Annotated in this window: 32 protein-coding genes and 1 tRNA gene; 13 read left to right on the forward strand and 20 right to left on the reverse strand. The window is 67.7% G+C overall.

Features of this window, described 5'->3' with window-relative positions:
• Positions 1 to 5: 5 nt before the first annotated feature.
• Complete coding sequence (locus KBY57_RS07750; RefSeq protein ID WP_254995305.1) at positions 6 to 665, reverse strand: metallophosphoesterase; 660 nt, start codon at positions 663 to 665, stop codon at positions 6 to 8.
• 124 nt (positions 666 to 789) lie between these two features.
• On the opposite strand from KBY57_RS07750, the gene KBY57_RS07755 reads away from it, so the two are divergent.
• The gene (locus KBY57_RS07755; protein ID WP_254986992.1) at positions 790 to 1113 is read left to right on the forward strand and encodes a hypothetical protein; all 324 of its coding nucleotides are present in this window, start codon (positions 790 to 792) and stop codon (positions 1111 to 1113) included.
• On the opposite strand, the gene KBY57_RS07760 is transcribed toward KBY57_RS07755, so the two are convergent.
• Both KBY57_RS07760 and KBY57_RS07765 read right to left on the reverse strand, forming a co-directional pair.
• A complete protein-coding gene (locus KBY57_RS07760; protein WP_254986993.1) occupies positions 1110 to 1430 on the reverse strand; it encodes an MgPME-cyclase complex family protein in 321 nt (106 codons plus the stop codon). The two genes, KBY57_RS07755 and KBY57_RS07760, sit on opposite strands and share 4 nt — an antisense overlap.
• On the reverse strand, positions 1427 to 2176 hold the full coding sequence (locus KBY57_RS07765) for a pyridoxine 5'-phosphate synthase (protein ID WP_254995306.1): 750 nt from the start codon (positions 2174 to 2176) through the stop codon (positions 1427 to 1429). Before KBY57_RS07765 ends, KBY57_RS07760 begins: the two co-directional genes overlap by 4 nt.
• A gap of 139 nt (positions 2177 to 2315) precedes the next feature.
• Here KBY57_RS07765 and KBY57_RS07770 point away from each other — a divergent pair, with 139 nt between their 5' ends.
• The 4 genes from KBY57_RS07770 to grxD all read left to right on the forward strand — a co-directional run bounded on the left by KBY57_RS07770 (position 2316) and on the right by grxD (position 4209).
• Positions 2316 to 3038 carry a lysophospholipid acyltransferase family protein gene (locus KBY57_RS07770; RefSeq protein ID WP_254995307.1) on the forward strand — a complete coding sequence of 241 codons (723 nt, stop codon included), beginning with the start codon at positions 2316 to 2318 and terminating at the stop codon, positions 3036 to 3038.
• Between the two features lie 71 nt (positions 3039 to 3109).
• Positions 3110 to 3607 (forward strand): tetratricopeptide repeat protein, encoded by a 498-nt coding sequence (locus KBY57_RS07775; RefSeq protein WP_254995308.1) that lies wholly within the window; start codon positions 3110 to 3112, stop codon positions 3605 to 3607.
• Between the two features lie 40 nt (positions 3608 to 3647).
• Complete coding sequence (locus KBY57_RS07780) at positions 3648 to 3881, forward strand: BolA family protein (RefSeq protein ID WP_254995309.1); 234 nt, start codon at positions 3648 to 3650, stop codon at positions 3879 to 3881.
• A 4-nt stretch (positions 3882 to 3885) separates the two neighbouring features.
• Positions 3886 to 4209, forward strand: coding sequence for a Grx4 family monothiol glutaredoxin (grxD, locus tag KBY57_RS07785; RefSeq protein ID WP_254986998.1), 324 nt, complete (start codon positions 3886 to 3888; stop codon positions 4207 to 4209).
• A gap of 31 nt (positions 4210 to 4240) precedes the next feature.
• Here grxD and KBY57_RS07790 read toward each other — a convergent pair whose 3' ends face one another.
• Positions 4241 to 4507 carry a DUF6761 family protein gene (locus KBY57_RS07790; RefSeq protein ID WP_254995310.1) on the reverse strand — a complete coding sequence of 89 codons (267 nt, stop codon included), beginning with the start codon at positions 4505 to 4507 and terminating at the stop codon, positions 4241 to 4243.
• Between the two features lie 165 nt (positions 4508 to 4672).
• Here KBY57_RS07790 and KBY57_RS07795 point away from each other — a divergent pair, with 165 nt between their 5' ends.
• Positions 4673 to 5446 carry a response regulator transcription factor gene (locus KBY57_RS07795; protein WP_254995397.1) on the forward strand — a complete coding sequence of 258 codons (774 nt, stop codon included), beginning with the start codon at positions 4673 to 4675 and terminating at the stop codon, positions 5444 to 5446.
• Positions 5447 to 5483: 37 nt separating this feature from the next.
• Here KBY57_RS07795 and KBY57_RS07800 read toward each other — a convergent pair whose 3' ends face one another.
• From KBY57_RS07800 to KBY57_RS07825, 6 genes are all read right to left on the reverse strand, one after another.
• Positions 5484 to 6020 carry a hypothetical protein gene (locus KBY57_RS07800; RefSeq protein ID WP_254995311.1) on the reverse strand — a complete coding sequence of 179 codons (537 nt, stop codon included), beginning with the start codon at positions 6018 to 6020 and terminating at the stop codon, positions 5484 to 5486.
• Entirely contained in the window at positions 6017 to 6301 is a 285-nt protein-coding gene (locus tag KBY57_RS07805) for a hypothetical protein (RefSeq protein WP_254987000.1), read from the reverse strand. Before KBY57_RS07805 ends, KBY57_RS07800 begins: the two co-directional genes overlap by 4 nt.
• 73 nt (positions 6302 to 6374) lie before the next feature.
• A complete protein-coding gene (crtH, locus tag KBY57_RS07810; RefSeq protein ID WP_254995312.1) occupies positions 6375 to 7937 on the reverse strand; it encodes a carotenoid isomerase in 1563 nt (520 codons plus the stop codon).
• The gene (gene trmFO / locus KBY57_RS07815) at positions 7934 to 9310 is read right to left on the reverse strand and encodes an FADH(2)-oxidizing methylenetetrahydrofolate--tRNA-(uracil(54)-C(5))-methyltransferase TrmFO (RefSeq protein WP_254995313.1); all 1377 of its coding nucleotides are present in this window, start codon (positions 9308 to 9310) and stop codon (positions 7934 to 7936) included. The genes crtH and trmFO overlap by 4 nt, the downstream gene beginning before the upstream one ends.
• Positions 9311 to 9341: 31 nt before the next feature.
• Positions 9342 to 9464, reverse strand: a complete 123-nt coding sequence (locus KBY57_RS07820) for a photosystem II protein Y (RefSeq protein WP_094559359.1) — start codon at positions 9462 to 9464, stop codon at positions 9342 to 9344.
• Between the two features lie 75 nt (positions 9465 to 9539).
• Positions 9540 to 10064 (reverse strand): gamma carbonic anhydrase family protein, encoded by a 525-nt coding sequence (locus KBY57_RS07825; RefSeq protein WP_254995314.1) that lies wholly within the window; start codon positions 10062 to 10064, stop codon positions 9540 to 9542.
• 98 nt (positions 10065 to 10162) lie between these two features.
• Here KBY57_RS07825 and KBY57_RS07830 point away from each other — a divergent pair.
• Together KBY57_RS07830 and KBY57_RS07835 are read left to right on the forward strand one after the other, a co-directional pair.
• Positions 10163 to 10234: transfer RNA gene (locus KBY57_RS07830), tRNA-Lys, on the forward strand.
• 634 nt (positions 10235 to 10868) lie between these two features.
• The gene (locus KBY57_RS07835) at positions 10869 to 13037 is read left to right on the forward strand and encodes a beta-glucosidase family protein (protein WP_254995315.1); all 2169 of its coding nucleotides are present in this window, start codon (positions 10869 to 10871) and stop codon (positions 13035 to 13037) included.
• 26 nt (positions 13038 to 13063) lie between these two features.
• Here KBY57_RS07835 and KBY57_RS07840 read toward each other — a convergent pair whose 3' ends face one another.
• The 4 genes from KBY57_RS07840 to KBY57_RS07850 all read right to left on the reverse strand — a co-directional run bounded on the left by KBY57_RS07840 (position 13064) and on the right by KBY57_RS07850 (position 14586).
• Complete coding sequence (locus KBY57_RS07840) at positions 13064 to 13534, reverse strand: hypothetical protein (protein WP_254995316.1); 471 nt, start codon at positions 13532 to 13534, stop codon at positions 13064 to 13066.
• Positions 13534 to 13740, reverse strand: coding sequence for a hypothetical protein (locus KBY57_RS14275; RefSeq protein ID WP_315859785.1), 207 nt, complete (start codon positions 13738 to 13740; stop codon positions 13534 to 13536). Before KBY57_RS14275 ends, KBY57_RS07840 begins: the two co-directional genes overlap by 1 nt.
• Before the next feature lie 17 nt (positions 13741 to 13757).
• Positions 13758 to 14093 (reverse strand): hypothetical protein, encoded by a 336-nt coding sequence (locus KBY57_RS14280; protein WP_315859786.1) that lies wholly within the window; start codon positions 14091 to 14093, stop codon positions 13758 to 13760.
• Positions 14094 to 14187: 94 nt separating this feature from the next.
• Positions 14188 to 14586, reverse strand: a complete 399-nt coding sequence (locus KBY57_RS07850) for a molecular chaperone DnaJ (protein WP_254995317.1) — start codon at positions 14584 to 14586, stop codon at positions 14188 to 14190.
• 350 nt (positions 14587 to 14936) lie between these two features.
• On the opposite strand from KBY57_RS07850, the gene KBY57_RS07855 reads away from it, so the two are divergent.
• Complete coding sequence (locus KBY57_RS07855) at positions 14937 to 15143, forward strand: hypothetical protein (protein ID WP_254995318.1); 207 nt, start codon at positions 14937 to 14939, stop codon at positions 15141 to 15143.
• 18 nt (positions 15144 to 15161) lie between these two features.
• Here the strand turns inward: KBY57_RS07855 and KBY57_RS07860 are convergent, their stop codons facing one another.
• Positions 15162 to 15389 (reverse strand): hypothetical protein, encoded by a 228-nt coding sequence (locus KBY57_RS07860; protein WP_254995319.1) that lies wholly within the window; start codon positions 15387 to 15389, stop codon positions 15162 to 15164.
• A gap of 250 nt (positions 15390 to 15639) precedes the next feature.
• Here KBY57_RS07860 and KBY57_RS07865 point away from each other — a divergent pair, with 250 nt between their 5' ends.
• Complete coding sequence (locus KBY57_RS07865) at positions 15640 to 16374, forward strand: hypothetical protein (protein WP_254995320.1); 735 nt, start codon at positions 15640 to 15642, stop codon at positions 16372 to 16374.
• Positions 16375 to 16389: 15 nt separating this feature from the next.
• Here KBY57_RS07865 and KBY57_RS07870 read toward each other — a convergent pair whose 3' ends face one another.
• Positions 16390 to 18558 carry a glutamine synthetase III gene (locus KBY57_RS07870; RefSeq protein ID WP_254995398.1) on the reverse strand — a complete coding sequence of 723 codons (2169 nt, stop codon included), beginning with the start codon at positions 18556 to 18558 and terminating at the stop codon, positions 16390 to 16392.
• Between the two features lie 189 nt (positions 18559 to 18747).
• Between KBY57_RS07870 and KBY57_RS07875 the strand changes: the two genes are divergently transcribed.
• Positions 18748 to 21147 carry a glycogen/starch/alpha-glucan phosphorylase gene (locus tag KBY57_RS07875; RefSeq protein WP_254995321.1) on the forward strand — a complete coding sequence of 800 codons (2400 nt, stop codon included), beginning with the start codon at positions 18748 to 18750 and terminating at the stop codon, positions 21145 to 21147.
• Here the strand turns inward: KBY57_RS07875 and KBY57_RS07880 are convergent.
• From KBY57_RS07880 to KBY57_RS07895, 4 genes are all read right to left on the reverse strand, one after another.
• Positions 21144 to 21809 (reverse strand): hypothetical protein, encoded by a 666-nt coding sequence (locus KBY57_RS07880; RefSeq protein ID WP_254995322.1) that lies wholly within the window; start codon positions 21807 to 21809, stop codon positions 21144 to 21146. The two genes, KBY57_RS07875 and KBY57_RS07880, sit on opposite strands and share 4 nt — an antisense overlap.
• Positions 21810 to 21871: 62 nt before the next feature.
• Positions 21872 to 22318, reverse strand: coding sequence for a universal stress protein (locus tag KBY57_RS07885; protein WP_254995323.1), 447 nt, complete (start codon positions 22316 to 22318; stop codon positions 21872 to 21874).
• The gene (locus KBY57_RS07890) at positions 22318 to 24381 is read right to left on the reverse strand and encodes a cation:proton antiporter (protein ID WP_315859787.1); all 2064 of its coding nucleotides are present in this window, start codon (positions 24379 to 24381) and stop codon (positions 22318 to 22320) included. Before KBY57_RS07890 ends, KBY57_RS07885 begins: the two co-directional genes overlap by 1 nt.
• Positions 24382 to 24393: 12 nt before the next feature.
• On the reverse strand, positions 24394 to 25050 hold the full coding sequence (locus KBY57_RS07895; protein ID WP_254995324.1) for a ParB-like protein: 657 nt from the start codon (positions 25048 to 25050) through the stop codon (positions 24394 to 24396).
• Positions 25051 to 25139: 89 nt separating this feature from the next.
• On the opposite strand from KBY57_RS07895, the gene KBY57_RS07900 reads away from it, so the two are divergent.
• Positions 25140 to 26237 carry a sirohydrochlorin chelatase gene (locus tag KBY57_RS07900; protein WP_254995325.1) on the forward strand — a complete coding sequence of 366 codons (1098 nt, stop codon included), beginning with the start codon at positions 25140 to 25142 and terminating at the stop codon, positions 26235 to 26237.
• Between the two features lie 428 nt (positions 26238 to 26665).
• The gene (locus KBY57_RS07905; RefSeq protein ID WP_409996425.1) at positions 26666 to 26926 is read left to right on the forward strand and encodes a DUF2811 domain-containing protein; all 261 of its coding nucleotides are present in this window, start codon (positions 26666 to 26668) and stop codon (positions 26924 to 26926) included.
• The last annotated feature ends 27 nt before the right edge of the window (positions 26927 to 26953 follow it).

The following is a 26953-nucleotide window of genomic DNA, read 5'->3' on the forward strand; positions in this document are numbered from 1 at the left end:
GGGCATCAGGGCAGACAGCCCGCCAGCTGCTTGCTGAAGGGGGTGAGCCTGCGGTCGCGCAGGCCTGGCACGGCATGGATGGCGCCGGTTTCGGGGCAGTAGGCGGAGAGTTCGCCGCCGTAGCAGGCGCCGGTGTCGACCATCACGATCTGCCCGAGGCGCCGCACCTGGGGGCCGGGGGTGTGGCCGATCACCACCTCGCCGAAGCGGCCGTCATAGGACTGCCAGAAGGGCATGCGGATGCTCAGATCCGGCTCCCAGGTGGTGGGATCGAAGCCGGCGTGGGTGGCCACCCAGCCAGGGCCGCCGTAGCTGCAGGGGAGCTGCTCCAGGCGTTCCTGCCAGAGGCGGGTGTGGCGATCGCCGAGCTGGCGATAGGTGTCGCAGCCGGCCAGGGCCCGGTGGGCCATCCAGTTGCCCTGACGCAGGGCTTCCACCAGATCGGCCTCATGGTTGCCCTTGAGCCACACGGCCCGGCCGGAGTCCACCAGCCCCCAGGCCAGCTCCATGGTGCGGCGGATCTGGGGGCCGCGGTTGATCACATCGCCGCACAGCACCAGCCGGTCGCGGGCCGGCAGCTCGGCCACCAACCGTTCCAGGGAGTCAGCACAGCCATGGACGTCCCCGATCACCCAGTGGTGGCAGGTCCGTGAGGGGGACGTCATCGGTCCATCGCGTTATGCCCAGTCTTGCCTCCCCACCCGCTTCTTGTCAGCCCCCCCAACCGGCCACCCACCGGCCACCTACCGATCAACGCTGGTACGGTCGCTCCAGCGAGGTGTCCAGCCGATGAACCCAGCGTCCTTATCGGTGGGGCAGCGGGTGAATGCCCTGGTCAAGGCCCTGAACGGGGCCAAGCGCACCAACGAAGCCCTGGCACGGTGCAGCAACGGCGAGGAGATGCTCGATGTGTTGCTCGATGCCTCCGCCAAGCTCGGCCTGGGCCTCACCCGCCAGCAACTGGCCAACACCCCGCCAATCCGCGACTGGGTGTGGTGGAAGAACAAGGAAGCCCTGCTCACCATTGGCGACGACAAACCCCGCTACCAGCAGGACGGCGGTCGAGGGGCCACCGATGACGCGCCGCGCAAACGCTTCCTGGGGCTCTTTTAGGCCGCGCTGGCCAGGGCGTCGGGGATTGAGGCGCTGGGGGCTTCAAAGCGACCGGTGGCCACAAATTCGAGCCGCAGCTTGAGGAAGGTGATGAATTTCTCATCGGTGGACACCACCGCCGCTGCCGGCCGCGGGATGGCGCTGGCAATCGGTTCCAGTTCAGGGGCCTCCAGGAAAGCCGGCCGTTTCACCAGCCAGAAATCAATGGCCTTGCCCTGCTCGCCGTAATGGCGCACCCGCTCCCGCAGCACCTCCTCGAGCGGCTCCTCGACGGTGAGGAACGCTTCGCTGGCGGCGATGAAGTGGTGGGTGGTCATGGCTGGCGGCTGCCGAACAGGGGGTCGCGGCGCGGATTCTGAATCAACGCCTTCATCTGCCGCACCGCCGCCTCCAATCCCACCGCCAGGGCCCGGGCCACGATCGTGTGGCCGATGTTCAGCTCCTCCATCCCCTCGATCGCTGCCACCGGCTCCACGTTCTGATACGTGAGGCCGTGGCCGGCGTTGACGCGCAGACCCAGGCTGCGGGCGATGAAGCTGCCCTCGCTCAGCCGGGCCAGCTCGCGCGGCTGGGTGTCCCAACTGGCTTCGGCGTAGGTGCCGGTGTGCAGTTCCACCCAGCGGGCGCCGGTGGCGCGGCAGGCCTCGAGCTGGGCGGTGTCGGCATCCACAAACAGACTCACGCCGATGCCGGATCCCTGTAGCCGGCCTATCAGCTCGGTGAGGGCCGCCTGCTGGCCGGCCACATCCAGACCGCCCTCGGTGGTCACCTCCTGGCGCTTCTCCGGCACCAGGGTCACCATGTCGGGCTTGATCCGCAGGGCGATCGCCTCCATCTCTGCTGTGGCGGCCATCTCCAGGTTGAGGCGGCTGCGCACGGTCTGGCGCAGCAGCTCCACGTCGCGGTCCTGGATGTGGCGGCGGTCTTCGCGCAGGTGCACGGTGATGCCATCGGCGCCGCCGAGCTCGGCCAGCAGGGCATAGGTCACCGGGTCGGGCTCCACCGTGCGGCGGGCCTGGCGCACATTGGCGATGTGGTCGATGTTGACGCCGAGGCTGGCCATGGCTGAGGGATTGGGTAAGCGGGAAGACTGCGCCGAAATCCTATGGAGGGCCCACGGCCGGTGGTCCCTGGACGCCGGCCTAACTGCCCGCAGCTAAGCCGGGGTGGCAACCGCTGCCCTTAGCGTCAAAGTTCCCTCCTTGACGTGGTTGTTGGCGGCGCAATCGGCCCCTTCTGTTTCTCTCCACCAGGTGCGGGAACGGGGGCTCTGCAACGGCATCAGCCCCTGGCTGTCGCCGCTGGCCATGGTGGCCAGCCAGGACATCGCCCTGGGCCTGTTTTTTCGCGGCATTCAGGTGCTGGGCCGGGAGCATCTGCCGACCTCCGGGCCCGTGCTGCTGGCTCCCACCCATCGGGCCCGCTGGGATGCCTTCTTGCTGCCCCATGCCGCCGGCCGCCGCGTCACCGGCCGGGATTGCCGCTTCATGGTCACCGTGGATGAGATGCGCGGCCTGCAGGGCTGGTTCTTGCATCGTCTGGGCTGCTTTCCGGTGAACCAGACCCGTCCCTCTATGGCCAGCCTTCGCTACGCCGTCGACCTGCTTGCCGGCGGGCAGCAGCTGGTGGTGTTTCCCGAGGGCCGTATCCAACGGGAACCCTCGCCCCTGCGCCTGCACCAGGGCCTGGCCCGCCTGGCCCTGCTGGCGGCGGGCCAGGGGGTGGTGGTGCCGGTGGTGCCTGTGGGCATTGCCTACAGCCACAGCCTGCCCCGTTGGCGCGACCGGGCGGCGCTCTGCTTCGGCCCACCGCTCACCCTGGAGGGTCAGGGACGGGAGGCGGCGATCGCCTTCACCGATCACCTCACCGCTGCGCTGCAGCAGGCCGAAGCCCAGGCGCGGGGGCGAGTTGGTCTCGCGCCCTAGAGTTTTCTGGTCTGTGTTGACTGGTTGTGCGTAGGCCGTCCCGCCTGATCTGCGGTTCCGTTCTGGCTGTCATGGCCCTGGCCGCCCCCCTGGTGCCGGTGGGGGTGCAGGCCCAGCAGGAGCCCCAGAAGGCCCTGGAGTCATCGGGCAGTCCGTTCAATCTGGAGGCGGTGCGCACCCTGCTGGCCCGGGGTGATGCCGCTGCCGCCAGCGGCAACCTGGCCGAGGCTCGCAAGCTCTACGACCAGGCCCGCGACGCCTGCCGCCGTCTGCTGGGCTTCTACCGCGACCTGAGTGGCTCCTTCCGGGGCCTGGACGCCCGCATACCCCGGGAGATGGATCAGAAGGGCCGCGAGGCCCTGGAAACCATGGCCCAGGCCAACCTGCGCCTGGCGGCTGTGTTCCGCCGCCAGAACCAGCCCGAAGTGGCTGTGCCGCTGCTGGTGGAAGTGGTGAAGGTGATGACCCCGGCCAATCCGGAGGGCCGTAAGGCCTATCAAAGCCTGGTGGAAATCGGCTTTGCCGCCACTCCCTACACCGCCGGGGCCGCGGCGACACCGGGCAACTGAGGCCTTTAGATTTCCGGTCGTTCGCTGCAACACCGCCTCGATGGTGCATCCCGATCAGGTGAAGGCCGCCATCACCCAGGCCCTTCCCGACGCCTGCGTGGACGTGGAGGACCTGACCGGTGGTGGTGACCACCTCCAAGTGACGGTTGTGTCCTCGGCATTCAACGGCCTCACCCGGGTGAAGCAGCACCAACTCGTCTACGGCGCCCTGCGCCAGGAATTGGCCAGCGAAGCGATCCACGCCCTGGCCCTGCAAACCTCCACTCCCGCCTGAGTCCATGGACGCCACCACCCGCCAACGCATCGAGGAGCTGCTGGCCAGCAGTCCTGTTTTCGTGTTTATGAAGGGCAATAAGTTGATGCCCCAGTGCGGCTTCTCCAACAACGTCGTGCAGATCCTGCACGCGGCGGGTGTGCCGTTTGAAACCTTCGACGTGCTCTCCGACGGGGACATCCGTCAGGGCATCAAGGAGTTTTCCGAGTGGCCCACCATTCCCCAGGTGTATGTCAAAGGGGAATTCATCGGTGGCTCCGACATCCTGATCGAGATGTACAACTCGGGTGAGTTGCGCGAAAAGCTCGAGATCGCCCTCGCCAGTTGAGCGGTGTCGGAGCTCGGGTCGCTGCTGTTGGTCAGTAGCGGCCCGATTCGTAGAGGCTGCGGGGATCGCCATCCGGCCCAACGAAGCTGGATGGATCCTGGATCCAGCGGTCGATCAGTTCGTCGAGCCGTCGCTGGGTGAGGGAATCCAGTACGGCGGTGCGCCGCAGGGCGTGCAGGTAGCCATCGGCGTAGAGACGCAGTTCCGCCGGACTGTGGAAACGATGGGCCAGTTCCTGGCAGGCATCGCACAGCGACTGGAAGTGGCGGATGGCTTCGGGGTTCTGGAGCGCGGTCATGGGGTCATCAACCCTTCAGCCATTCTGGCCCTCGGGGCCAGGGGGTGCGATCGGAAGGACAACCGCATCGCCTGATACGCGGCTCGACTGGCCGGCACGGTTAGCCTTAGGGCCGTTAACAACAGACACCCCATCAGCGCAACCCCTTCGCCACCGTCATCCAGCCTGTCAACGAGCCAGCCAGCCAGCCCTCAGGTTCCCCAGTCTGGAACGCAGCCCCATCGGGTGCTGGTGGTGGATCCGCACGCCACCCTTCGCACGGTGCTCGCGCAACGGCTGCGGCAGGATGGCCTCCTGGCGGCGGCAGTGGCCACCGCCCGCGAAGCCCTGGAGGTGTGCCAGGACCAATCACCCGATCTGCTGATCAGCGCCGAACTGTTGGATGAGAGCTCGGCCCTGCGCTTGGCGGCCCAGCTGCGCTGCCCGGTGATGGTGCTCACCGCCCGCACTGGCTCCGAGCCGGTGGTGACCCTGCTCGATGCCGGCGCCGACGATGTGTTGCGCAAGCCCTTTGGCCTTGAGGAGTTGGCGGCCCGCTGCCGCACCCTGCTGCGCCGCAGCGGCACCGGTTTGCAGGAGCGGGTCTGCGTTGGGCCACTGGAGGTGCATGTGTTGTTGCGCCAGGTGACCCTGCGCGACCAGCCGGTGGAGCTGAGCCCCCGGGAATTTGCCTTGCTCTGCGCCCTGTTGATGCCGCCGGGGGTGGTGCGCAGTCGCCAGGAGCTGTTGCGGATGGCCTGGCCGCCGTTCAGCGGTGGGCCCCGTTCGGTGGACACCCAGGTGCTCACCCTGCGCCGCAAGCTTGAGCAGGCCGGCTTGGGTGAGGGCGGCGGCATCGAAACGATGCGCCAGCAGGGATACCGCTTCAGTCTTGAAACCCTGCCCGAGCCTGCTGCCGAAGAAGAGCCGGCCCGCCAGGCGCTCAACAGCATGGTCTGATCGGCTGCTCAGCGTCTCGGCTGCTCAGCGTCCCTGATCAGCGCTGGGCCAGGCCCCAGGCGAGCTCTCCCAGCACCATGGCTCCGCTGAGCCCGGCCAGCAGCTGGTAAGTCCAGGGCGGGCTGATCCGGCCGATGGCGCTGGTGTCAAGGCCCGTCTCCTGGCCGAAGCGGCCCAGAAATTCCTCGAAGGCGGCAACCCGCTGCGGTAGCAGGAAGGCCGATCCGTTTTCGCTCCGCACATAAAACACCCGGCCCCCTTGGCTGGTGGCCACAGGTGTGAGCCCGCGGATCGAGTCCCAGGGCAGGCTCCAGCCGCGCCGCAGCAGCCAGCGGCACCAGCCGGGATGGCCGACGTGAATCCCCTCGGCGTTGAGTTCCACCGCTTCACTGGTGGCGGCCAGCACGAGGGCGAGCCCGAGGGGCAGGGCCAGCCAGAGGGCCAGTTTCAGCTCCGGGGGTGCCAGCCAGGGCAGGGGCGCCACGAGGGCGAGGTAGAGCGCGATCAGGGTGAAGCGGATCAGCGGCGCCATCGGGTAGCGGTCGCTGGCGCCGGCTGGGCCGCCGCTGCTCATCGGTCTTCGGGGGAGCCGGGCAGGGGTTCGATCAACGCCGAGGGCTGATAGCGACCGCTGAACACCTCCTGCTCCCGGCCCTTCCAGAACTCACCCAGCCGCATCAGGTCTGCGTGGGCTTCCTGCAGGCTGGCCAGGTAGGCGTCGGGATCCATCGTGTCCTTGGCCTCCTTCAGCTTGGTGAGCCGCAGCAGCTGCAGCATCCAGGGCTTGCCGAGCTCACCCCGCTGCTCTAGGTAGCGGGCAAGGTCTGCCGAGCTGGGGGTGGGGGAGTTGGGCATGAAGCAGGGAAAGGACCGCTCAACAAGGTTATGAAGCGACTCGGGGGATTGTGGGGCGGTGATCCGGCATCGATCAGGCCGGCAGCGCCCAAGGATTAAGCCCCAGATCGGCGCCGATGCGGTGGGCGCAGGCGAAGCCGCTGAAGGCCACCGCATTCAGCCCCTGGCCGGGGAAGCAGGAATCACCCACGCAGTAGAGGCCCTGGAGGCCGGTGCGGTTGAAGGGCATCGGCAGCAGGCCGGGCAGGCGCAGCGCCGGAATCGGGCCGTAGCTGCCGCCCATGCGGCCGAGGAAGCGGCGGTGGGAGCGGGGGGTGCCCACCTCTTGGTGGCGGATGGCGCCCTTCAGGCCCGGCAGGATCGCCTCGAGGCGGGTGATGAGCCGCGCCGCGTCATCCTCCTTCTTGGCGCGGTATGCAGAGGGGGAGAGCCCCTGCCAGTGCTCCATGGAGCTGGGGGTGAAGCTGTGCAGGATGTGGCGGCCTGCTGGGGCCAGGGAGGGATCCAGCAGGGTCGGCATCGACACGAACACCACCCCCTGCTCGGCCTCCATCTGGGCCCAGTTTTCCAGCAGCAGGTGGTGGCAGTGGAAGCCTTCGGGCACCACGGCCGCGTCAATGCCCAGGTGCAGCGACAGAAACGAGGGCGAGGGCTTGTAGCGGCGCCGCCAGGTGGCTTCGCTCTTGGGGGTGTGGGCCGCATCCACCAGCGGCCGCGCCACGCTGCCCTCGCTGCCGCCCTCTCCAGCAAAGGTGTCCCAGCGGGTGGCGTTGCTCACCACCCGGCGGGCGCGCAAGGCCTCACCGCTGGCCAGCTTCACGCCCACGGCCGCGCCGTTCTCGATCAGCACCTCGGTGACGCGCGCGCCGTAGCGAATCGCGCCACCGTGGCTCTCCAGCCCCGCCACCAGCTTCTCGGCGATCACCCCAACGCCGCCCTTGGGGTAGTTGATGCCGCCGGCATGGCGATCGGAGAACACCATCCCCGCGTTGATCATCGGCGTGAGATCCGCCGGCATCACGCTCCAGCAGAAACATTCCATGTCGATGAACTTGAGCAGGGCCGGATCCTTGATGTGGGCGCGGGCCACATCGCCCACATTCACCGGCAGCCAGCGGGCTAGGCCCAGACAAGCGAGCGGCGCCCGGAAAAACACCTTGGCCAGGTAGGCCGGATCCTCGAGCGACAGCAGCGGCATCGCATCGAGGCAGTTGAACACCTGCCAGCAGGTGTCGTAGAAGGCGCGGATGCCCGTGGCCTCGTGGGGGAAGCGGGCGGTGAGATCGGCGAGGAAGTGCTCGTAATCGCGGTTGACGGCCACATTGAGGCCGCCGGGCAGGTGGTATTCGAGCTGGGCCGGATCGGGCGCCGTGTCGCAGTGCTGGCCCACATCGGCCAACGCCCGGGTGAGCAGGTTGGTGTGACCCTTCTCGCCGAAGCCGAAGATCATCGAGGCGCCCACATCAAAGGTGTAGCCCTCGCGCTTGAAGCTGCCCCCCGAACCCCCGGGAATCAGGTAGCGCTCCAGCACTAGCACCTTGGCGCCCTTGGCGGCCAGCTGGGAGGCGGTGACCAGGCCGCCGATGCCCGAGCCGATCACGATCACATCCCAGGTGGGGGCGGGGGTGGTGGTCACCGGAGGGCAGCGGCAGGTGCGGCTGACCCTACGAAGGGGGCCAGATCCGCCAGCGCCCGATCGCGGTAAGCGCAATAGCGCTCCCGCTTGCCCTGGATACGGGTGGGCAGGTCCGGCAGCAAGCCAAAATTGGGCGGCATTGGCTGGAAGCCGCCCCGTTTGCCTTTGCCGCCGCAGGGGGCCTCGGCGATGAAGTGGGTGAGGGCGCCGATCATCGTGGAGGGCGGCAGGCTGATGGGTTCTTGGCCCTGAGCGAGCCGGGCGGCGTTGGTGCCCGCCAGCCAGCCGCCGGCCACGGCCGCCGCATAGCCCTCGGTGCCGGTGATTTGGCCTGCTGCCAGCAGCGTTGGCCGGCTGCGGAACTGCAGGGTGGCATCGAGCAGCTGGGGCGATTCCAGGAAGGTGTTGCGGTGCATCACGCCGAAGCGCACGAATTCGGCGTTTTCCAGGCCGGGGATCAGCCGCAGCACCCGCTTCTGCTCGCCCCACTTGAGGTTGGTTTGGAAGCCCACCAGGTTCCAGAGGCGGCCGTCTTTGTCTTCCTGGCGCAGCTGCACCACCGCGTAGGCGCGCTTGGCGCGGCGCACATCGCGGTCGTTCACGTCGCCCCAGCGGGGATCCCACAGGCCGATTGGCTTGAGCGGGCCGTAGCGCATCGTGTCTTCGCCGCGGCGGGCCAGCTCCTCGATCGGCAGGCAGCCCTCGAAGAAATGGGCGCTCTCCTGCTCGAAATCCTTGAGTTCGGCCTGCTCGGCCGCCAGCAGCGCCTCGCGGAAGGCGAGAAACTGCTCTTTCGTCATCGGGCAGTTGATGTAGTCGGCGTCACCCTTGTCGTAGCGGGAGGCGCGAAAGGCCACCGAAAGGTCGATGCTCTCCCCTTCCACGATCGGACTGGCCGCATCAAAGAAGTGGCAGTCGGCACGGCCGGTGAAGGCCCGCAGCTGCTTGGCCAGGGGCTCACTGGTGAGCGGCCCGGTGGCCAGCACGGCGATCTCATCGGGCCCCGGCAGCTCGGTGTGCTCGCGTCGCTCCACCGTCACCAGAGGGTGTTGCTCGAGGGCGGTGGTGAGGGCAGCGCTGTAGCGGCCCCGGTCTACCGCCAGGGCGCCGCCAGCGGGTACGGCGTGGGAGTCGGCCGTGCGGATCACCAGGGAGCCGAGGCGCCGCAGCTCTTCCTGCAGAAGCCCTGCAGCACGGTCGCTGCTCAGGGCGCCAAAGCTGTTGCTGCACACCAGCTCGGCGAATTCAGCGCTGTGGTGGGCGGGGGAGCGCCGCACCGGACGCATCTCAACCAGCCGCACCGGGATGCCGGCGGAGGCGATCTGCCAAGCAGCTTCAGTGCCGGCGAGGCCGGCACCGACCACTAACACCATGGGCTTGCAGATCGCCTCAGGGGGAACAGGGTCAGGCGCGGGCTCGCTTGAGCATCAGCTGCAGTTGACCCACGGCGGCGCGGCCGATGTGGAACACGGCCCAGCTAGCGGCCAGAAGGATGGGAGCGGCAACCAGCACCAACCGTGCGTCCATGGAAGGCAGAGAACAAGATCACGCGATCTTAAGGAGTTCGCCCTGTCTGCGGTTCGCCAGGCCCTGGATTTGTCGTCATCCGTTTCCCCGTGCGGCCCGGGCATGGGCCTCAGCCAGCTGCTGGTAACGGCGGGCGTGCTGGCGTTGCTCCGCCTGGGCTTCGGGGCTGAGGTCCCGTTTCGGCTGGGCCGGCGCCCCCATCACCAGCGCTCCGGCGGGCACATCGCGGGTCACCACCGAGCCCGCGGCCACCAGCGCTCCTGCTCCCACGGTCACCCCGTTCAGCACGATGGCGCCGATGCCGATCAGGCAGCCGTCTTCGAGGGTGGCGCCGTGCACCACCGCCCGGTGGCCGATGGTGACATCGGCGCCGATGGTCACCGGCTGGCCTGGATCGCCGTGCAGCACTGCGCCGTCCTGCACGTTGCTGCCCTCGCCCACCACGATCGGGCAGACATCACCGCGGGCCACGGCGGTGGGCCAGAGGCTGGCGCCGGCCGCGAGCTGCACATCGCCGATCACCACGGCGGAGTCGGCCACCCAGGCCCCGGGATCGATGCGGGGCTCAGGCCAACTGGTGCACCAGGGATCGCTGCTCATCCGTCGTACCAGCACGTTCGGGCATTCTCCCGGCTGATCCCTGCCCCTTGGAGGAGGTTGCCGCTGGGTGATACGTTCCATAGGTGCCCAACGGGCGCGGGTCGCTAGCTCAGCGGTAGAGCACTCGGCTTTTAACCGATTGGTCCTGAGTTCGAATCTCAGGCGACCCATCTCATACATGGCGGTTCTGGCCGGTCTGACGGTCGCCCACACGGCGGCTGAATGGCTTCAGGCTTGGCGGTGACGCATGCCCCCATCGGTACAGCGGGCCGCTTCATGAAGTTGGATCTTCATTGGTGAAGAGCCGTTGCTGCCATGCGTCCCGGGGTTGTCAGGGGCTGCTGATGGCGCGAAGGTGTGTGCATCGGGATTCGGAGGCTCCACAGATGGAAGACACCCCCCCTGAGCAGTCATCAGGAGCGCGCTGACGATCCGGCCCCTGCTCCAACACTCTCGACGGATCTCTGACGTCCTTCGGCTTGACGCCTCCACTGCACCGCCAACGGCCAGGCCCCATGGCCCGGTCTCAGGTGCCCCGGATGCAAACGGGACGTCCCACTAGTCACCTGGCCCCAGGTGCCAGCGCCGGCAGCTCCGACCACAACTGAAGATTCTCAGATCGACTGATCTGAATTCCAAGCAAAAAACCTCGCGCAGCTGCGCCCGCACCCCCGAGGGTCGGCACCACGGCTGAGCAGACATGCGCCCGGGGCCCACGCTCCGGGCGTTGTTGTGTTGGGGACGTGCTGTGTCAGCTGGGGCCGGCCAGCGTTCCTAGCGTCAGGGCAGCCAGGGAGGGATCCTGTGCCGGCGTCGCCAGAGGGGGGAGCGGAAGCGATCGAGCGCCGGGCCTGGGATCTGTTGGCCCAGCTCAGCAGCGCCGAGAAGCTGGCTCTGCTGGAAGGGGACACCGACTTCTGGCCAGGCATGGTTGATATCGCCAGCCGCGATGCCTCCCACGTGCATCCCTGGCCGGCGGGGGCCGTCCCCCGGCTGGGGCTGACAGGGCTGCAGTTTGTTGATGGCCCCCGGGGGGTGGTGCTCAAGGGCGGAGCCACCACCTTCCCGCCTCCTATCGCCCGCGGCGCCTGCTGGGACGTCGACCTCGAGGAGCGGATCGGCGCCGCTATGGCGCGGGAGGCTCGTGCTTTTGGCGCCAACTGGCTGGCGGCGGTGTGCGTCAACCTGCTGCGCCACCCCGGCTGGGGCCGGGCCCAGGAGACCTACGGCGAAGACCCGGTGCGGCTCGGCGCCCTTGGCGCGGCGATGACCCGCGGCATCCAGCGCCATGCGGTGGCCTGCGTCAAGCATTTCGCCCTCAACTCGATCGACAGCTCCCGCTTCCTGGTGGATGTGCAGGTGAGTGAGCGGGTGCTGCATGAGCTCTACCTGCCCCATTTCCGCGACTGCGTCGAGGCCGGGGCGGGATCGGTGATGAGCGCCTACAACCAGGTGAACGGCATGTGGTGCGGTCAGCACCCGCAGCTGCTCACGGCGATCCTCAAGCGCCGCTGGGGGTTTCGCGGTTTCGTGGTGACCGACTTCATCTTCGGGGTGCGGGATGGGCTGGCGGCGCTGCTGGCGGGCCAGGACCTGGAGATGCCCTTCCGGATGATCTTTGCGGGTTGCCTCGAGGCGGCCCTGGCCGATGGCCAGCTGCCGCTCGATCGGCTCGATGACGCCGTGCTGCGTCTGCTGCGGGTGCAGCTCGCCGTGCCACCAGGTACCTACCCCGCCAGCCTGCGGGGCTGCGCGGAGCATCGAGCGCTGGCCCTGGAGGCGGCCACCAAGGCGATGGTGCTGCTCAAAAACGACCCGGCCCTGCTCCCGCTGGATCCGGGTCGGTCGCTGGCGGTGATCGGCCCGTTGGCCGCCGTGGCCAACCTGGGCGATCGCGGCTCCTCCGACACCCGGCCTGAGCCGGGGGTGGTGGTGACGCCTCTGCAGGGGCTGCAGGCCGCCGCTGCACCCGGCTCCGTGCGCCACGCCAGCGGTGAGGGCCTCCAGGAGGCCGTGGCCCTGGCCGCCGACTGTGACGCGGCGCTGCTGGTGCTCGGCCTTGACTGGCGCCTGGAGGGCGAGCACATCCACCCCGGCGACATTGCGCCGATCCTGCGCCAGATGCCCCCACCCCACCCGTTGCTGCAACGCTGGTGGCCGCCGGTGGCCCGCGCGATTGCGGCGATCACCAGCTACGGCTCGGCCCGCCAGGGGGGCGACTTCGCGGCCGGCGATCGCACCGATCTTGCGCTGCCCGCCGAGCAGGTGGCCCTGATCCAGGCCGTGGTGGCGGCGAACCCCCGCACGGTGGTGGTGCTGATGGGCGGTGGCGCGATCCTGATGGAGGCCTGGCGCCAGGCGGTGCCGGCGATCTTGCTGCTCTGGTATCCGGGCGAGCGGGGCGGGCAGGCCCTCGCTGATGTGGTGTTCGGCCGGGTGTCGCCCTCCGGCCGGCTGCCCTTTGCCATTCCCACCCATGCCGACCACTGGCCCGCTTTTGAGCCCCGTGCCCGGCAGGTGCGCTACGACCTCTGGCATGGCTACCGCCGCCTGCAACGGGACGGCCATCCCGCCGCCTTCCCCTTTGGCTTCGGCCTCTCCTACGCCACATTTCAGCTCAGGGATGCGGTGGCCAAGCTGGCGGATGGGGGCCCGCTGCAGGTTGCCGTGCTGGTGTCCAACACCGGTGCGCTGGCCAGCGAGGTGGTGGTGCAGGTGTATGTCGAGCCGCCTGGCCTGGCGCTGGAGCGCCCCAGGCGCACCCTGGTGGGCTTTGGCCGGCTGGCCCTCGAGCCCGGTGGCTCCCAGCGGCTCTGCCTCCCGATTCCGCTGCGGCGTTTGGCCTATTTCGATGAAGCCACAAGCCACTTCTGGCTCGAAGCGGGCCCCCACCGGCTGCACGTTGCGCAGCACAGCGAGGATGAGGGGCTGGTGGTGGAGTTGTTCTGCGCGGCCACTGATCTGGGCCCCTGATCAGTGGCCTTGATCAGTGGCCCAGATCAGGGGCGGGTCAGCAGCTGCTGCAGCCGCAGGCGGTTGTAGCGCTGCACCCACAGGCAGGGCAGATTGAACAGGGTGGCGAAAGCCAGGTTGATCAGCACCCCCGCCGGCGGCAGCCATAGGGGCGTGACCAGCCAGAACAACCACAACACCAGGTGCACCCACTCGGCCCGCTTGGTTTCCAGCAGCAGCCGCTCCAGGTTGCGTTGATCGCGCCCCACCAGGCTGGCTTTGGCGACACCGCTCGGCAGGGCCGTGCCGGCATCCGGCAGCCAGGGTTTCCAGCGGCGGATCGCCAGCCGGCCCTCGAAGCTGCGGGCTTGTTCGTGCCAGGGCCGTCGCCAAAACCAGTGGTCGCGTGCCAGCCATTCGGAGGGCAGCCGATTGGCGATGGCGCCTACGACCACGCTCCACAGCAGCCAGCCCAGGGCGCTGGTGATGGCCGCCATGAGGAGTGAGGTGTGCTCCATCACGGCCGCAACAGTTCCTGCGCCAGCGGCGCGATCGCCTGGGGAGAGCGCAGCAACTGGGGATGGGCCCACACCGGCAGCATCTGGATGCGCCCAACCGGCAGCACCGCCCGCCAGCCCGGCAGCACCGCCAGATCGATGGCCGAATAGAAGCTGCAGCAGTCGATCCCCGCCAGGTTGTCGAGGTTGCCGTTGAGCTGCGCCAACAGCGGGCTGCCCCACTTCAGATCGGCAATGCCCGCCAGCAGGCGTCCCGGCCAGGGTTGGGCTGTGAAGGTGCCCTGCTGCGGGCTGCCCACGCTGGTGAAGCGCCGGGTGCGCTGGTGCCCCCCAGCAGCTGGATCCAGGTGCGGGCGATCACGCCCCCGATTGAAAAGCCCAGCACATCCACGGGTTGCTCGAGCCCGAAGGCGGCTTCGATGTGGCTCCCCAGCAGTTCTGCAGCCTCCGGCACCGGGGTGAGTCCCAGCCGTAGCGGCAGATCGGGAATCAGCAGAGGGTGCCGACCATCGCCCAGGGCGCGCTTGAGTCCGTCGAACACCCGGGGGCTGTCCAGCAACCCATGCACCAGCACAAGGGGTACGGCGCTGTCGATGGCGGCTCGCCCCGGAGTTCAGCCTCACTCTGGCGGCATTGGCGGGGGTGTTGCTGGCTCAGTCGCTGCTGCGGCCCAGCAGCAGATCTCGGGCCCCATTGACCCGCTGCATCGTGTCGTGGCTGCCGCCGCGATCGGGGTGGTGTTCGGCGGCCGCACTCTTCCAGGCCCGGTTGACGTCGTCGGGCCTGATGCGGCCGGCCAGGGGGAGATGCAAGCGCTGCCGGGCCACGATCGCCTCACGGTCGGGATGCTTGCCGAGGGGGCCCCAGTCGGCCTTGCTCAGGGCCGGGCTGCGTTTACGTACACCCTTGCGCCGGCCGCTGCGGCTCTGCCCCGATCCGCCGAAGCCTTTGCGGCCGCTGCTGCCGAACCCATCTCCATCTCGTGGGTCCTGTCCCCCGGCAGGGGTGGTGGGCACCAGCCCCATCGGATTGAGTCGCAGGGTCTGGGGCATCGTCTCTGCGGCAATCTTTCCACTCTCGCAAAGCCCCCAGGGGGGCCGCAAATGGGTCTAGCCTTGAGAAAAGGAGTGAACGGCTCGCCGCGGCTGGCTTCTGTGCGCTTGGCCCACATCCAAGTGCATTCCGCCTAGTGCGCCCGTCCCAGTGCGCTCAGTCCAGTGCGCTCCGTTCATCTTGCGCAGGAGGTTGTATGGGGTCTCTGTCCAGGTTTCGATTCAGCCCGGCGTCCTTCGGGGCGGGGCGGAGCCGGGCGGCCGGGTTGGGTCCTTTCAACCAACGCGAGGGGCAGCGTTGGCCTGTTGAGAAACCCATGGAGGGGTGGTTGCAGTGGGACGGTCGCGCCTTGCCTGCCATCCCTGTGGAGATTGCCAACTTCAGTGCTGGTGGGGTGGCGGTGTGGGTCGCGCCCCAGCTCGATCTGCCCCCAGGGGGCCATGGCGTGTTGATCACCCAGGCCCACGGCCGTGGTTGCGGCTACCGGCACGTGAAGGGCTGTTGGCAGGTCAAGGGCAACGCCGGTTCGTTGGTGGGGCTGGCCTTTGAACGTTGAACGCTCAGGGTTGAGCGTTCAGCGGCGGATCAGCTGTTGGATGCGTCTTGACTGGGAGCTTGGAATGGTGGTCTTGCCGTTGCGGCTGAGGCTGGTTTCAGGCAGGCTTCGCGACGGTTTGACGTCCTTCACCCGCACGGCATACAGGTGCAAGCCAATCGCCACCCCGATCAGGACCAGCAGGCTTATGGCGGTGGGGTGGCCGCCGTCACGGCTGGGCATGGGCCGGGTTTGGGACGAGCGCACGAGCTCAGTCTCTCAGTTCCTGTCTCTCAGGTCCTCAGACGGTGGCGTTCAGGCCTCCTAGGGTTGATTTGAGGCTTTGGGGGTGAAGAGCTGGTGCGTCTGCCCTCCCTGTTGGCGCTGTTGGCCTTGGTGGGCTTTGTGATCGTCGAGCTGGTCCTGCGTCCGGTTTGAGCTGCAGCGATCAACACCACCGTGTTGGGGCAGGGCTTCTAGGGTCCTGGTCTGTCGGCACGTTGTTCCGTTCGATCCCATGCTCCACTCCCTTGCCTTTGTGCTCGCCCGGAGCCCGGAGCTGCCAGGCGATGGCGTCGACTGGCAGGCGCTGGTGGCGTCCCAGCAGCAGGGGCCCGATCGGGGCCGGGCGCTGCGGCTGTTCCGTTTGCCCGAACCATGGGACAGCAGCCTCGACGAATTGGTGAGCAGTGGTGTCGCCACCATTGCGGGAGAGAATCCGATCGGGGGGGCGGGCGACCGTCGCGGCCTGATCTGTGACGCGGTGGTGCCCCAGCTGGATGTAGCCAGCCTGTGGATCGGTGTTTATGCCTTGAGCGGCCCGGCTGCTGGATCCACGCCGCGGCAGGGGCAGGAGCCACCTCTTCAGGTGCAGACCGTGCAGCTGCTCGATCGTTTCCCGTTGGCTGAAGCAGCCAACGAAACGTGCTGGTTTTACCCCACCGAAAACGGCAGCTACCTCTGCTGGGACAACCAGATCGCCCTGACCATGGCGCCGGGTTGGCTGCCGGAGCAGGGCATTCAAGAGGCCCCGATCGCCTACGACCGCGGCGAGGTGCATGTGCTGTGGTCGCTGATGGCCGACGACGAGGCCCTGACCTGCGTGGGGCTGACCTACCAGCGCCGGCGTGTCGAGTGGCCACTGCTCAGCCGGGCTCCCGAACCCAGTGCCACCTGGACCTGGTTTGAGGTCGACACCATGGCCGACCCCAGTTACCGCGAACGCGCCAGCATTGACGTGTTCCCGCAGTGACGGTGCTGCAGTGATTCAGCGCACGAACAGCATCTCCTGGTAGGTGGGCAGGGGCCAGAGGTTGTCGTCGACCAGGGCCTCCAGACCATCCACCACCGCACGCAGCTCCGCCATCAAGGGCACCAGCGTGTCAGCGCTGTAGTGCAAATGGGCTTCGGTGCCGTGGGGGGGATGGTCGATGGCGCTCTGCAGCTGGCCGCTGATGTCCATCAACGACTGGCACAGTCCCGCCACCTCCTTGGAGGTTTCCGGGGACACCTGGATGCCCAGGGAACTCTGCAGTTGCAGAGATTCCGCGAGTTCGCCGAGGTAGCGGATCGCCGCCGGGTACACCTGGGTGCGGGCGATCTGGACGGCCAGCTTGGCTTCCACATCGATCGCCAGGATGTATTGCTCGGCATAAACCTCAAAGCGGCTCTGCAGCTCCACGGCTGAGAGAACGCCGGTGCGCTCGAACAACTCGCGGATGGCCGGGCGCTCCAACACCGGTAGGGCATCGGCGGTGGTGCGCAGGTTTTCAAGGCCCCGCTCCTCCACGGCCATGCGGTGCCATTCATCGGAATAGCCGTTGCCGCCAAACACCACGGCGCCGTGCTGTTCGATCAGGGTCTTGAGCACGGCCAGAGCCCCTTCCTCCAGGCCGTAGCCACTGCCCAGCTTGGCCTCCAGTTCGCTGGAGATCCAGGCGAGGGAATCGGCCAGGATGGTGTTGAGGGTCACAAGCGGGCCAGCCACCGACTGGTTGGAGCCGACGGCGCGGAACTCGAAGCGGTTGCCGGTGAAGGCGAAGGGCGAGGTGCGGTTGCGATCGCCGGCGTCCTTGTCGAATTCCGGCAGGGTGTCGACGCCGAAGTTCATCACGCCGCCCAGGGCTGAGCCGGAGAGCCGGCCCTCGCGGATCTGGTTGAACACATCCTCCAGCTGGCTGCCCAGATACACCGAGATGATTGCCGGGGGCGCTTCGTTGGCGCCGAGGCGGTGGTCGTTGCTGGCGGTGGCGATTACGGCCCGCAGCAGGGGGCCATACATGTGCACGCCGCGGATCACCGCTCCGCAGAACATCAGAAACTGCAGGTTTTCATGGGGCGTCTTGCCCGGATCGAGCAGGTTGCCCTGGGTGGCGTTGCCGATCGACCAGTTGACGTGCTTGCCGGAGCCGTTGATGCCGGCGAAGGGCTTCTCGTGCAGCAGGCAGGCCAGACCATGTTTCTTCGCCGTGCTGCGAAGGATGGTCATGGTGAGCTGCTGGTGGTCGGTGGCGACGTTGGCCGCTTCGAAGAACGGCGCAATCTCAAACTGGGAAGGGGCCACCTCGTTGTGGCGGGTTTTGGCCGGAATCCCCAGGCGGTACATCTGCCGCTCCACCTCCTGCATGAACACCTGCACCCGCTCCGGGATGGCGCCGAAGTAGTGGTCGTCAAATTGTTGGCCCTTGGCTGAGGGGCGCCCGAACAGGGTGCGGCCGGCCAGCAACAGGTCGGGGCGCAGGGGCACGTAGGCGTTGTCGATCAGGAAATATTCCTGCTCGGCGCCGCAGCTGGAGTTGATCGGGGCGATGGTGGTTTCGCCCAGCAGGCTGAGCAGCCTTTTGGCCTGCTTGTTGACCGCGGCGATCGAGCGCAGCAGGGGGGTTTTCTTGTCGAGGGCCTCGCCGGTCCACGACACGAAGACCGTGGGGATGCAGAGGGTGACGCCGTTGGGCGTCTCCATCAGCCAGGCGGGGCTGGTGATATCCCAGGCGGTATAGCCGCGGGCCTCGAAGGTGGAGCGGATGCCGCCGTTAGGGAACGAGGAGCCGTCGGGTTCACCCTGCACCAGCACCTTGCCGGTGAACTCGGTGATGATCGTGCCGTCGCCCTGGGGGGAGATGAAGCCGTCGTGCTTTTCGGCGGTGGAGTTGGTGAGCGGATAAAAAACGTGGGAGTAGTAGAGGGCGCCGCGGGCCGTGGCCCACTCCTTCATCGCCTGAGCCACCACGTTGGCTACCGACACGTCGAGCTTGCTGCCCTCGTTGATGGTGCGCTGCACCGACTTGAAGATCTCCTTCGGCAGCGCCGCCTTCATCTTGTCGAGGCTGAAGACGTCGCTGGCCCAGAGCTCATCGAGCGACTGAGTTGGAGCGGTGCTGGCGATGGGGCGGCTGAGAATCTTTTCGAGGGCTTGCAGACGGGGCTGGGAAGGCATGGGGAAGTTCGCCATGGAACGTCATGTGTCTCCACCCAAAGCCGTCGCCCCCCCCGGGCTTTGCCGCGGTTGATACCGCTGGCGCAATTCGTCGGGCTCGCCTGCCTCAGCCCCGTGTCCGGACTCCGTGACCGCGCCCCTGCGCAATTAAGCCGTGGCCTGCAGACTTCCGCTTTGCAGGAAGCTGGGATGGCCTCAGCCGACAGCCAGGCCCTGGTGGAAGCGATCCAGCGGCATCTCTTCTTCAGCCAGGCCAAATCCAGTTCCCTGGCCACCCGCCACGACCACTACCGCTGCCTGGCGCTGGCGGTGCGGGATCGCTTGCTCAAAAACTGGGTGGACACGGCCGACACCTACACCCGCGAGGGCGTGCGCACGGCCACCTATCTCTCAGCTGAATACCTGCTCGGGCCCCACCTGGAGAACAACCTGGTGAATCTGGGCCTGGTGGACGCCGCCCGGGAGGCGTGCCGCACCCTGGGGCTCGACCTTGAGGAGCTGATCGCTGAAGAGCCCGAACCCGGCCTGGGCAATGGCGGCCTCGGTCGGCTGGCGGCCTGTTTCCAGGAATCGATGGCGACGCTGGAATTGCCGGCGATCGGTTACGGCATCCGCTACGAATTCGGCATCTTCCGCCAGCAGATCACGCCCCACGGGCAGGTGGAGAGCACCGATCCCTGGCTGGCCTGGGGCAACCCCTGGGAGGTGATCCGGCCGGAGTGGAGCTATCCGGTGCAGATCGGCGAGCACACGGTGATCGGCGTCGCCTACGACACGCCGATCCTGGGCTACGGCGTCAACACCGCCAACACCCTGCGGCTGTGGTCGGCGGTGGCCCCCGAGGCCTTCGATTTCGCCTCCTTCAACGCCGGCGATTACACCCGGGCCGTGCTGCGCAAGATGCAGGCGGAAACCCTCTCCAAGGTGCTCTACCCCAACGACGAGCTGGAGCAGGGCAAGCGATTGCGCCTGTCGCAGCAGATCTTCTTCGTGAGCTGCTCCCTGCAGGACATGTTCCGCATCCTGCGGGGCCAGGGCCTGGCGGTGACCGACTTCCACCGCAAATTTGCGGTGCAGCTGAACGACACCCATCCGGCCATCGCCGTGGCGGAGCTGATGCGGCTGCTGATGGATGTGCACGGCGTCGACTGGGACACCGCCTGGTCGATCACCACCGCCAGCATCAGCTACACCAACCACACCCTGCTGCCCGAGGCGCTCGAAACCTGGGGGGTGGAGCTGTTTGAGCAGCTGCTGCCGCGCCAGCTGGAGATCATCTACGAGATCAACACGCGCTTCCTGCGCATGGCCCGGATTCGCTACCCCGGTGATCCCCAGATCCTGCAGCGGATTTCCCTGATTGAGGAGGGCCCCCAGCGGCGCGTGCGCATGGCCCACCTGGCGGTGGTGGGCAGCCACCACGTCAATGGGGTTGCCGAGCTGCACAGCACCCTGCTGAAGCAGAACCTGTTCTCCGATCTGGCCCGGATCTGGCCGGAGCGCTTCAGCAACGTCACCAACGGCGTGACCCCGCGGCGCTGGCTGGCGGTGGCCAATCCGCCCCTGGCGGCCCTGCTCGATGAGGTGATCGGCGACCGCTGGCGCACCCACCTGGAGGCGTTGGAGGGATTGGCGCCCCATGCCGACGATCCCGCCTTTCTGGAGCGCTGGCAGGCCGTGCGCGACCTGGGCAAGCAGCGCCTGGCCCAGCACATGCGCCAGGAGTTGGGCGTGCTGGTCGACCACACCTCACTGTTTGACGTGCAGGTGAAGCGCATCCATGAATACAAACGCCAGCACCTGGCGGCCCTGCAGATCGTGGAGCGCTACCTGCGGCTGCGGGCCGGTGAGGATCTGCCCCCCCGCACCTTCGTGTTCGGCGGTAAGGCGGCCCCGGGCTACGCCCTCGCCAAGTTGATCATCCGCCTGCTGGTGGGCATCGCCGATGTGGTCAACATCGATCCCGCCATGGAGGGCCGCCTCAAGGTGGTGTTCCTGCCCAACTTCAGCGTCAGCCTGGGCCAGCTGGTGTATCCAGCCGTGGATCTCTCCGAGCAGATCTCCACGGCGGGCAAGGAGGCCTCCGGCACCGGCAACATGAAGATGGCGCTCAATGGTGCGGTCACGATCGGCACCCTCGATGGCGCCAACATCGAGATCCGCGACTGCGTCGGGGCCGAGAACTTCTTCCTGTTCGGCCACACCGCCGAGCAGATCGAGCAGTTGGGCCGCAGCGGTTACCACCCGATGCCCTGGATTGAGCAGGATCCGATGGTGCGTCAGGCCCTGGAGCTGATCGGCTCGGGTTATTTCAGCGAGGGTGATGGCGAACTGTTCCACCCGCTCCTGGCCAGCCTCACCAGCCACGATCCCTTCCGGGTGATGGCCGATGTGGCCGACTACCGCCGAGCCCAGAACGCCGTGGATGAAGCCTGGCTCGATCGTGGTCGCTGGGCACGGATGTCCCTGCACAACACGATGCGCTGCGGCTTTTTCAGCAGCGATCGCTCGATCCGCGATTACGCCGAGCGGATCTGGAAGGTGCCACCGGTGCGGGTGCAGACCAGCGCCGGCGCCCCGGCGCCCTAGTCGCTCGGGGGTTCGGGCTTGTCGCTGTCCTGCAGCGAGGGGAAGCTGGCCCGGATCTTCTGGGCCACCTCGCGGCGCGCCGTGGTGCGGAAAGCGGCAGCGGCTGCGGCGTCAAGCACCGGATAGGAGCGCGCCCCTTCGCTGCGCAGCGGCTTCCAGCTGGTGGTTTCCTGTTGCTTGAGCGCCTGCAGCGGGGCGTCGAAATCGACGCTCAGCTCCCGGCCCTGCGCAGCAACGGTTTCGATCCAGGCCTCCCGTGCCGGCGCCAATTCCTTCGCTTTGAGGGTGTCGGGCAGCCCCAGCACGGGCTCGTAATGGTCGAGCGCGCGCAGCTCCTCCTCCAGAAGGATCACCCAGGCCGCCTCCTCGCCGGGCTGCAGCCCCAGCCGCTCGGCCTCGGACTGGAGGGCGTCGCAGTAGAAGCGCAGCCAGCGGTAGTGCGACTTCTCCTTCAGCGACTTTTTCAGTGAGCCCTTGCCGCTGGCTGCCCGTTTGGGCAGTGCCGCCTCCGCCCGGCGTAGAAACACCCGATCTTCCGGCTCCAGGTTGATGGCGCCCCAACGCTGGCGGTATTCCCAGAGCTCTTCGTACTGGCGCACCTCTTCGGCGGTCCAGCCCAGGGCCAGCAATTCCTCGCCCCTGCTCGCTTCGTCCTTGGCCACCGGCTCGCCTACTGCACTGGGGGGCAGCGTAGAGGCAGGCCCTGAGCTGTCTTCAGGCGGGCTCAGCGCACCACCAGCACCGGGCAAGCGCTGTGGGTGAGCACCCGGTGGGTTTCGCTGCCCAGCAGCATCCCCTCCAGTCCGCGGCGGCCGTGGGAGGCCATCACGATCAGATCGGCGCCATGGCGGCCGGCGGCTTCCACGATCGCTGCAGAGGGCAGGGCATGCACCACGGTGTTCTGGTCGCAGGGGACCCCCGCGGCCTGGGCCACGGCCGCGGCTTCCGCCAGGATCTGCTGGGCGTTGTCCCGCGCAGCTGTCACCAGCGCATCCACGGTGTGGGGATCCACCAGTTCACCCACGCCCACCAGGGAGATCGGGAAGTTGGTCTGCACGTGGAAGACGGTGAGTCGCGCCCCGAGGCTTTGGCTCAGCTCCACGGCCTGCTGCACGGCTTTGCCGGAGAGCTCTGAGCCGTCGGTGGGCACGAGCAGGTGGCGGTAGGGCATCAGCTGCGCAGGGGATCGCTGATCACCAGCGTGGAGCAGTTCAGGCGGCGCAGCAACCGACCCACCCGGTCGCTCGCGGCAATCGGCAGGCCCGCCACAACCCGCCGCTGGGAGCGCAGGATCACCAGGTCGTGGCTGGCGCTGGCTGCCAGCAGATCAGCCTCGATGGCCTGGCTCGGCTGCAGCACGATCTCCACCGGCACCGGCCCTTCGCCCCAGCGCTGCAGCTGGGCGAGGAGCTGATCGCGCTCGGCGGCCGGCAGGTGGGGATCGTGCAGGTGCAGCACGGTGATCGTCGCCCCAGCCTGGGCTGCGGTGCTGGCTCCGGCTTGGCATCTGCTGGAGGCGAGGCGCTCGGCCAGCTGGAACTGCTCCAGTGCCGCGGCGGTGAGGTCTTTGATGGGCACGAGCAGGCGTTGGCTGGCGCTGGGGGCCTGCTGCAGACGGGCCACCACCACCGGGCAGGACACCAGGCGGCAGGTGGCATCCACCAGATCGCCAAACAGCCAGTCACCCAAGAGCCGGCGGCCCAGGCGGTCGGGAGCTGCCAGCCCCATCACCACCAGATCTGCGTCCTGCTCGAGGGCCGCCCGGGCGATGCCCAGGGCGCCATCACTGTCTACCCGCAGCAGCGGCTGGACCACTGGTTGTGCCTGGGCCTGTTGCAGCCAGGCGCGGCCGGCTGCGGCCCGCTCGGGGGCCACCACCTTGAGGGGCAGCAACCGGCCTGCGGGTGCGCCGCCTGCAGGTGCGGTGTCGATCCCCGCCAGCAGGCGGGCCAGCTCGAGCAGACGTCGCTCCTGCTCCGGGTTGGCGATCGGCACCAGCACCGCCAAACCCTTCCGCCGCAAGGCCAGCTGGCCGTCGTTGGCGGGCGTTAAAGCGGCGGCGGCCGATGCCCCCAACCGGGGCATCGCCTGGGCGGTGAGCCAGGGCCCCAGGCTGGCCGTCACCACCATCAGGGCCAGCACGCTGTTGAGCATCTGCTCATCCAGCAACCCGCCGCGGAACCCCACGAAGGTGGCGGCCAGGGTGGCAGCCACCTGGGGCAACGACAGCGACCACAGCGTCAGCATCTGGGCGCCGTTGTAGCGGTAGAGGCGTCCGGCCCACCAGGCGGCGAGCCCCTTGCTGCCGATCAGGATGGCGATCAGCAGCAGGGCAAACAGCGATCCCGCCATGGTGCGGGCAAACACCGGCAGATTCAGCATCAGACCCAGGTCGATGAAGAAGACCGGGATGAACAGAGTGGCTCCCACCACGATCACTTGCTCCTTTACCCGCCCTTCCGGCAACACCGCATTCACAGCCAGGCCTGCCAGGAAGGCACCCACGATCTTTTCCACGCCGGCCAGTTCGGCGGCAAGGGCCGCCAGAAACACCGCCAGCAGCACCGCCACAAACAACGGGCTGTCGTTGTTGACGTTGCGCTGCACCAGGGCCTTGCCCACGCGGGTGATCACCAGCACCACCAGGGCGGCGTACACCACCACCCGCAGCAGCAGGGCCACTACCCCCATTGCGGTCAGATCCCCTCGGGCCAGGCCCATGCACAGGGCCAGCACCACCAGGGCTGCGATGTCGGTCAGGATCGTGCCGCCGATGGCGACGGTGACCGCTTCCTCCCGCATGGCCCCGTAGCTGCGCACGATCGGGTAGCCCAGGGGGGTGTGGGAGGAGAGGATCGAGCCGATCAGCACGGCACTCAGCAGGGAGTAGCCAAAGCCCAGCCCCAGCAGCAAGCCGCCGGCCATCGGCAGGGCAAAGGTGAGCAGCCCAAAGCGAAGGGAGCGCAGGCGGATCCGGGCGAATTCAGCCAGCTCGATCTCCAGCCCAGCGATAAACAGCAGGTAGATCACGCCCACATCGGAGAGCAGCTTCACCGTGGGCTCCTCCTGGTTCAGCCAGCCGAGGCCGAAGGGGCCAATGAGCACACCCGCCATCAGCAGACCCACCAGATCCGGTAGGTGGAGCCGACGCACCAGTGGTGGCACCAACACGCTCACCCCCAGCAGCAGGGCAAACACCGCCAGGGGGTTCTCGGTGAGCCAGCTTGCGATCACGCGGCGCGGGGATTAAGGCGTTCCTTTCCAGCCCGCCAGGTGGGAGGCGGCACTGGAGCGGGCCAGGGCCCGGGCGCGGGGCAGGGCGGGCTCGAGCTGCTCTGAGCTGAAGGGCGGCAGGGGGCGGCTGCGCAACCAGGCCCCCCAGCGGAATTCGTGGAAGGGAATCAGCGGGGCGGGCGCCAGCACCCCTTCCTGCTTGAGCTTCCACACCAGGCTGCGGTAGGGGTCGTCCTGCAGACCGGTGAGCATCTCGGGTAGGGCTGAGGGGGCGAGGGGGCCGAGCCCGCGGCCGTCATAGAGGTAGAGCCAGCCACGCTGGTGCAGGGCATCGAGCACGTTGTGGTGGTCGTCGGTGTCGAGCTCCAGCACCAGATAGCCGAAGGCGGTGGCCTCCGGCTCCATCTCGATCAGGGCCCGCAGGCGGTGGTGGCGGTCGACCATCCAGACGTCGCCGCGCCGGTTCCGCACCAGGGGCACCGGCTTGCTGCCCAGATAGGAGCGCCGTTCCCGGGCATTTTCAGCGCTGAAATCCCTCAGCCGGCTGTGCACTTCCGCCAGTCCCACACAGAGCTGGGTCGGTCGCAGCTGGGCGATCGGCACCTCCACCAGTGCCGATCCCGGCTTGGGAGCCGGCAACGGCTTGTAGGGGGGGAGGCGCAGTGCCATGGCGGCGTGGGCGGCCTGAGTTTCCCCATCCTGCCCGGTGCCGCCCGTGATGGGCTGCCGGAATAGGGTCGCAACTGGTGTGAACGGCCATGGCTTCCCTTCCCAGCCCCGACCTCAGGGATGGTCCCCATGGACCGATTGGGGTGTTGGTGTGCGGCCATGGCAGCCGCAACCGGCTGGCGGTGGCCGAATTCGCCCAGCTGGCCCAGGGCCTACAGGCGCTTCTGCCAGCAGTGCCCGTGGAATACGGCTACCTGGAATTTGCCCGGCCGATCCTGCGCGATGGCCTGGAGGCGCTGCGGGCCCGAGGCGTGACCCATGTGCTGGCTGTGCCGGCGATGCTGTTTGCCGCCGGTCATGCCAAGAACGACATCCCGTCGGTGCTCAACACCTACGCAGCCGAGACGGGCCTGCGCATCGACTACGGCCGGGAGCTCGGGGTCGATCTGAAGATGATTCAGGCGGCTGGAGCCCGGATCCGCGAAGCCCTCGAGCAGGCCGGCGACGCTGTGCCACTGCACGACACCCTGCTTGTGGTGGTGGGACGGGGTTCGTCCGATCCTGATGCCAACTCCAACGTCGCCAAGGTGACGCGGATGCTGGTGGAGGGCTTCGGCTTCGGTTGGGGCGAAACCGTCTACTCCGGCGTCACGTTCCCGCTGGTGGAGCCGGGGCTGCGCCATGTGGTGCGGCTTGGCTACCGGCGGGTTGTCGTGTTCCCCTATTTCCTCTTTTCAGGGGTGTTGGTGAGCCGGATTCAGCAGCACACCGACCGGGTGGCCCAGGACCATCCCGACGTGGAGTTTGTGAAGGCGTCGTACCTGGCCGATCACCCCCTGGTGCTGGACACCTTTGTGGAACGGGTGGCCGAGGTGGTGCGGGGGGACACCAACATGAACTGTTCGCTGTGTAAGTACCGCGCCCAGGTGCTCGGCTTTGAAACCGAAGTGGGGGCACCGCAGCACAGCCACCACCACCACGTGGAGGGGCTCACCGACGGCTGCGACCTCTGCGAGCGGGAATGCACCGGTGCCTGCCAGCCCGATGGGGTGCCCATTCCCCTCGGTGGCCATGCCCACGATCACGGGTCTGGGCACAGCCACGATCACGCGCATCACCATCCGCCCTACCCCCACGCCGACCATCCCCTCGGCCCCCGCACCCTCCGCTCCGGTGGTGCCACCTGAGGGGTGAGGGAACGGTGATCAAAGGCACCAATTCGGAAGATTTCCGTGGTGTTTCGAGTAGCTCATTGGTCTCGGCGCGGCCAGGGTCTCGCGAGACTCGTGTGCATCAGCCTTGCTGATCTATCGCCTCTTTCCCCATTTGGCCTCTGTTTTCCCCCGTTTTCCTGGGGTTTTTCCCCAGAAATGGGGTCTTTGAGCCCGTTGGGGCCGTGCCCCTGGGGAATATCCGCTTTTGTTCAAGCAAGCCTTGACAGTTCCAGCCCGAAGTGGCCTACTCCGCCATGCGGTGCTGGTTGGGTGCTCCAGGCGTCCGCCAGCACAGGCAATCTCAGGCTGGATTGGCGCGGGGGTGAGCCAGCTGCAGCGCTTTGACGCACCCGCCGTTGGTATGGCGTACTGGGGCCGTCCCCAGCCATTGGTCGTTTTCCATGAGCACCGAGCGCAGTCACTTGGAACGCTGCATGGAGCCGGAAGCGTGCTGCATCGAGCCGGAGCCGTGCTGCATCAGCCTCGAAGCCGAGGTGCCCGAGGTGCTGTTCGAGGGCATGCGGGAGTTCCTCAACGACCATCCCAACTGGGATCAATACCGTCTGATTTCCTCCGCCCTGGCCAGCTTCCTGTTCCAGAACGGTTGCAGCGACCAGGGGGTCACCCAGCACTACCTCAACGGCCTGTTCCTGCGCCGCTGAAGGTTTGCGCGGAATTGGCGCAAAAAA

Origin of the sequence: Cyanobium sp. Aljojuca 7D2, assembly GCF_024346415.1 — a bacterium.
GTDB lineage: Bacteria > Cyanobacteriota > Cyanobacteriia > PCC-6307 > Cyanobiaceae > Cyanobium_A.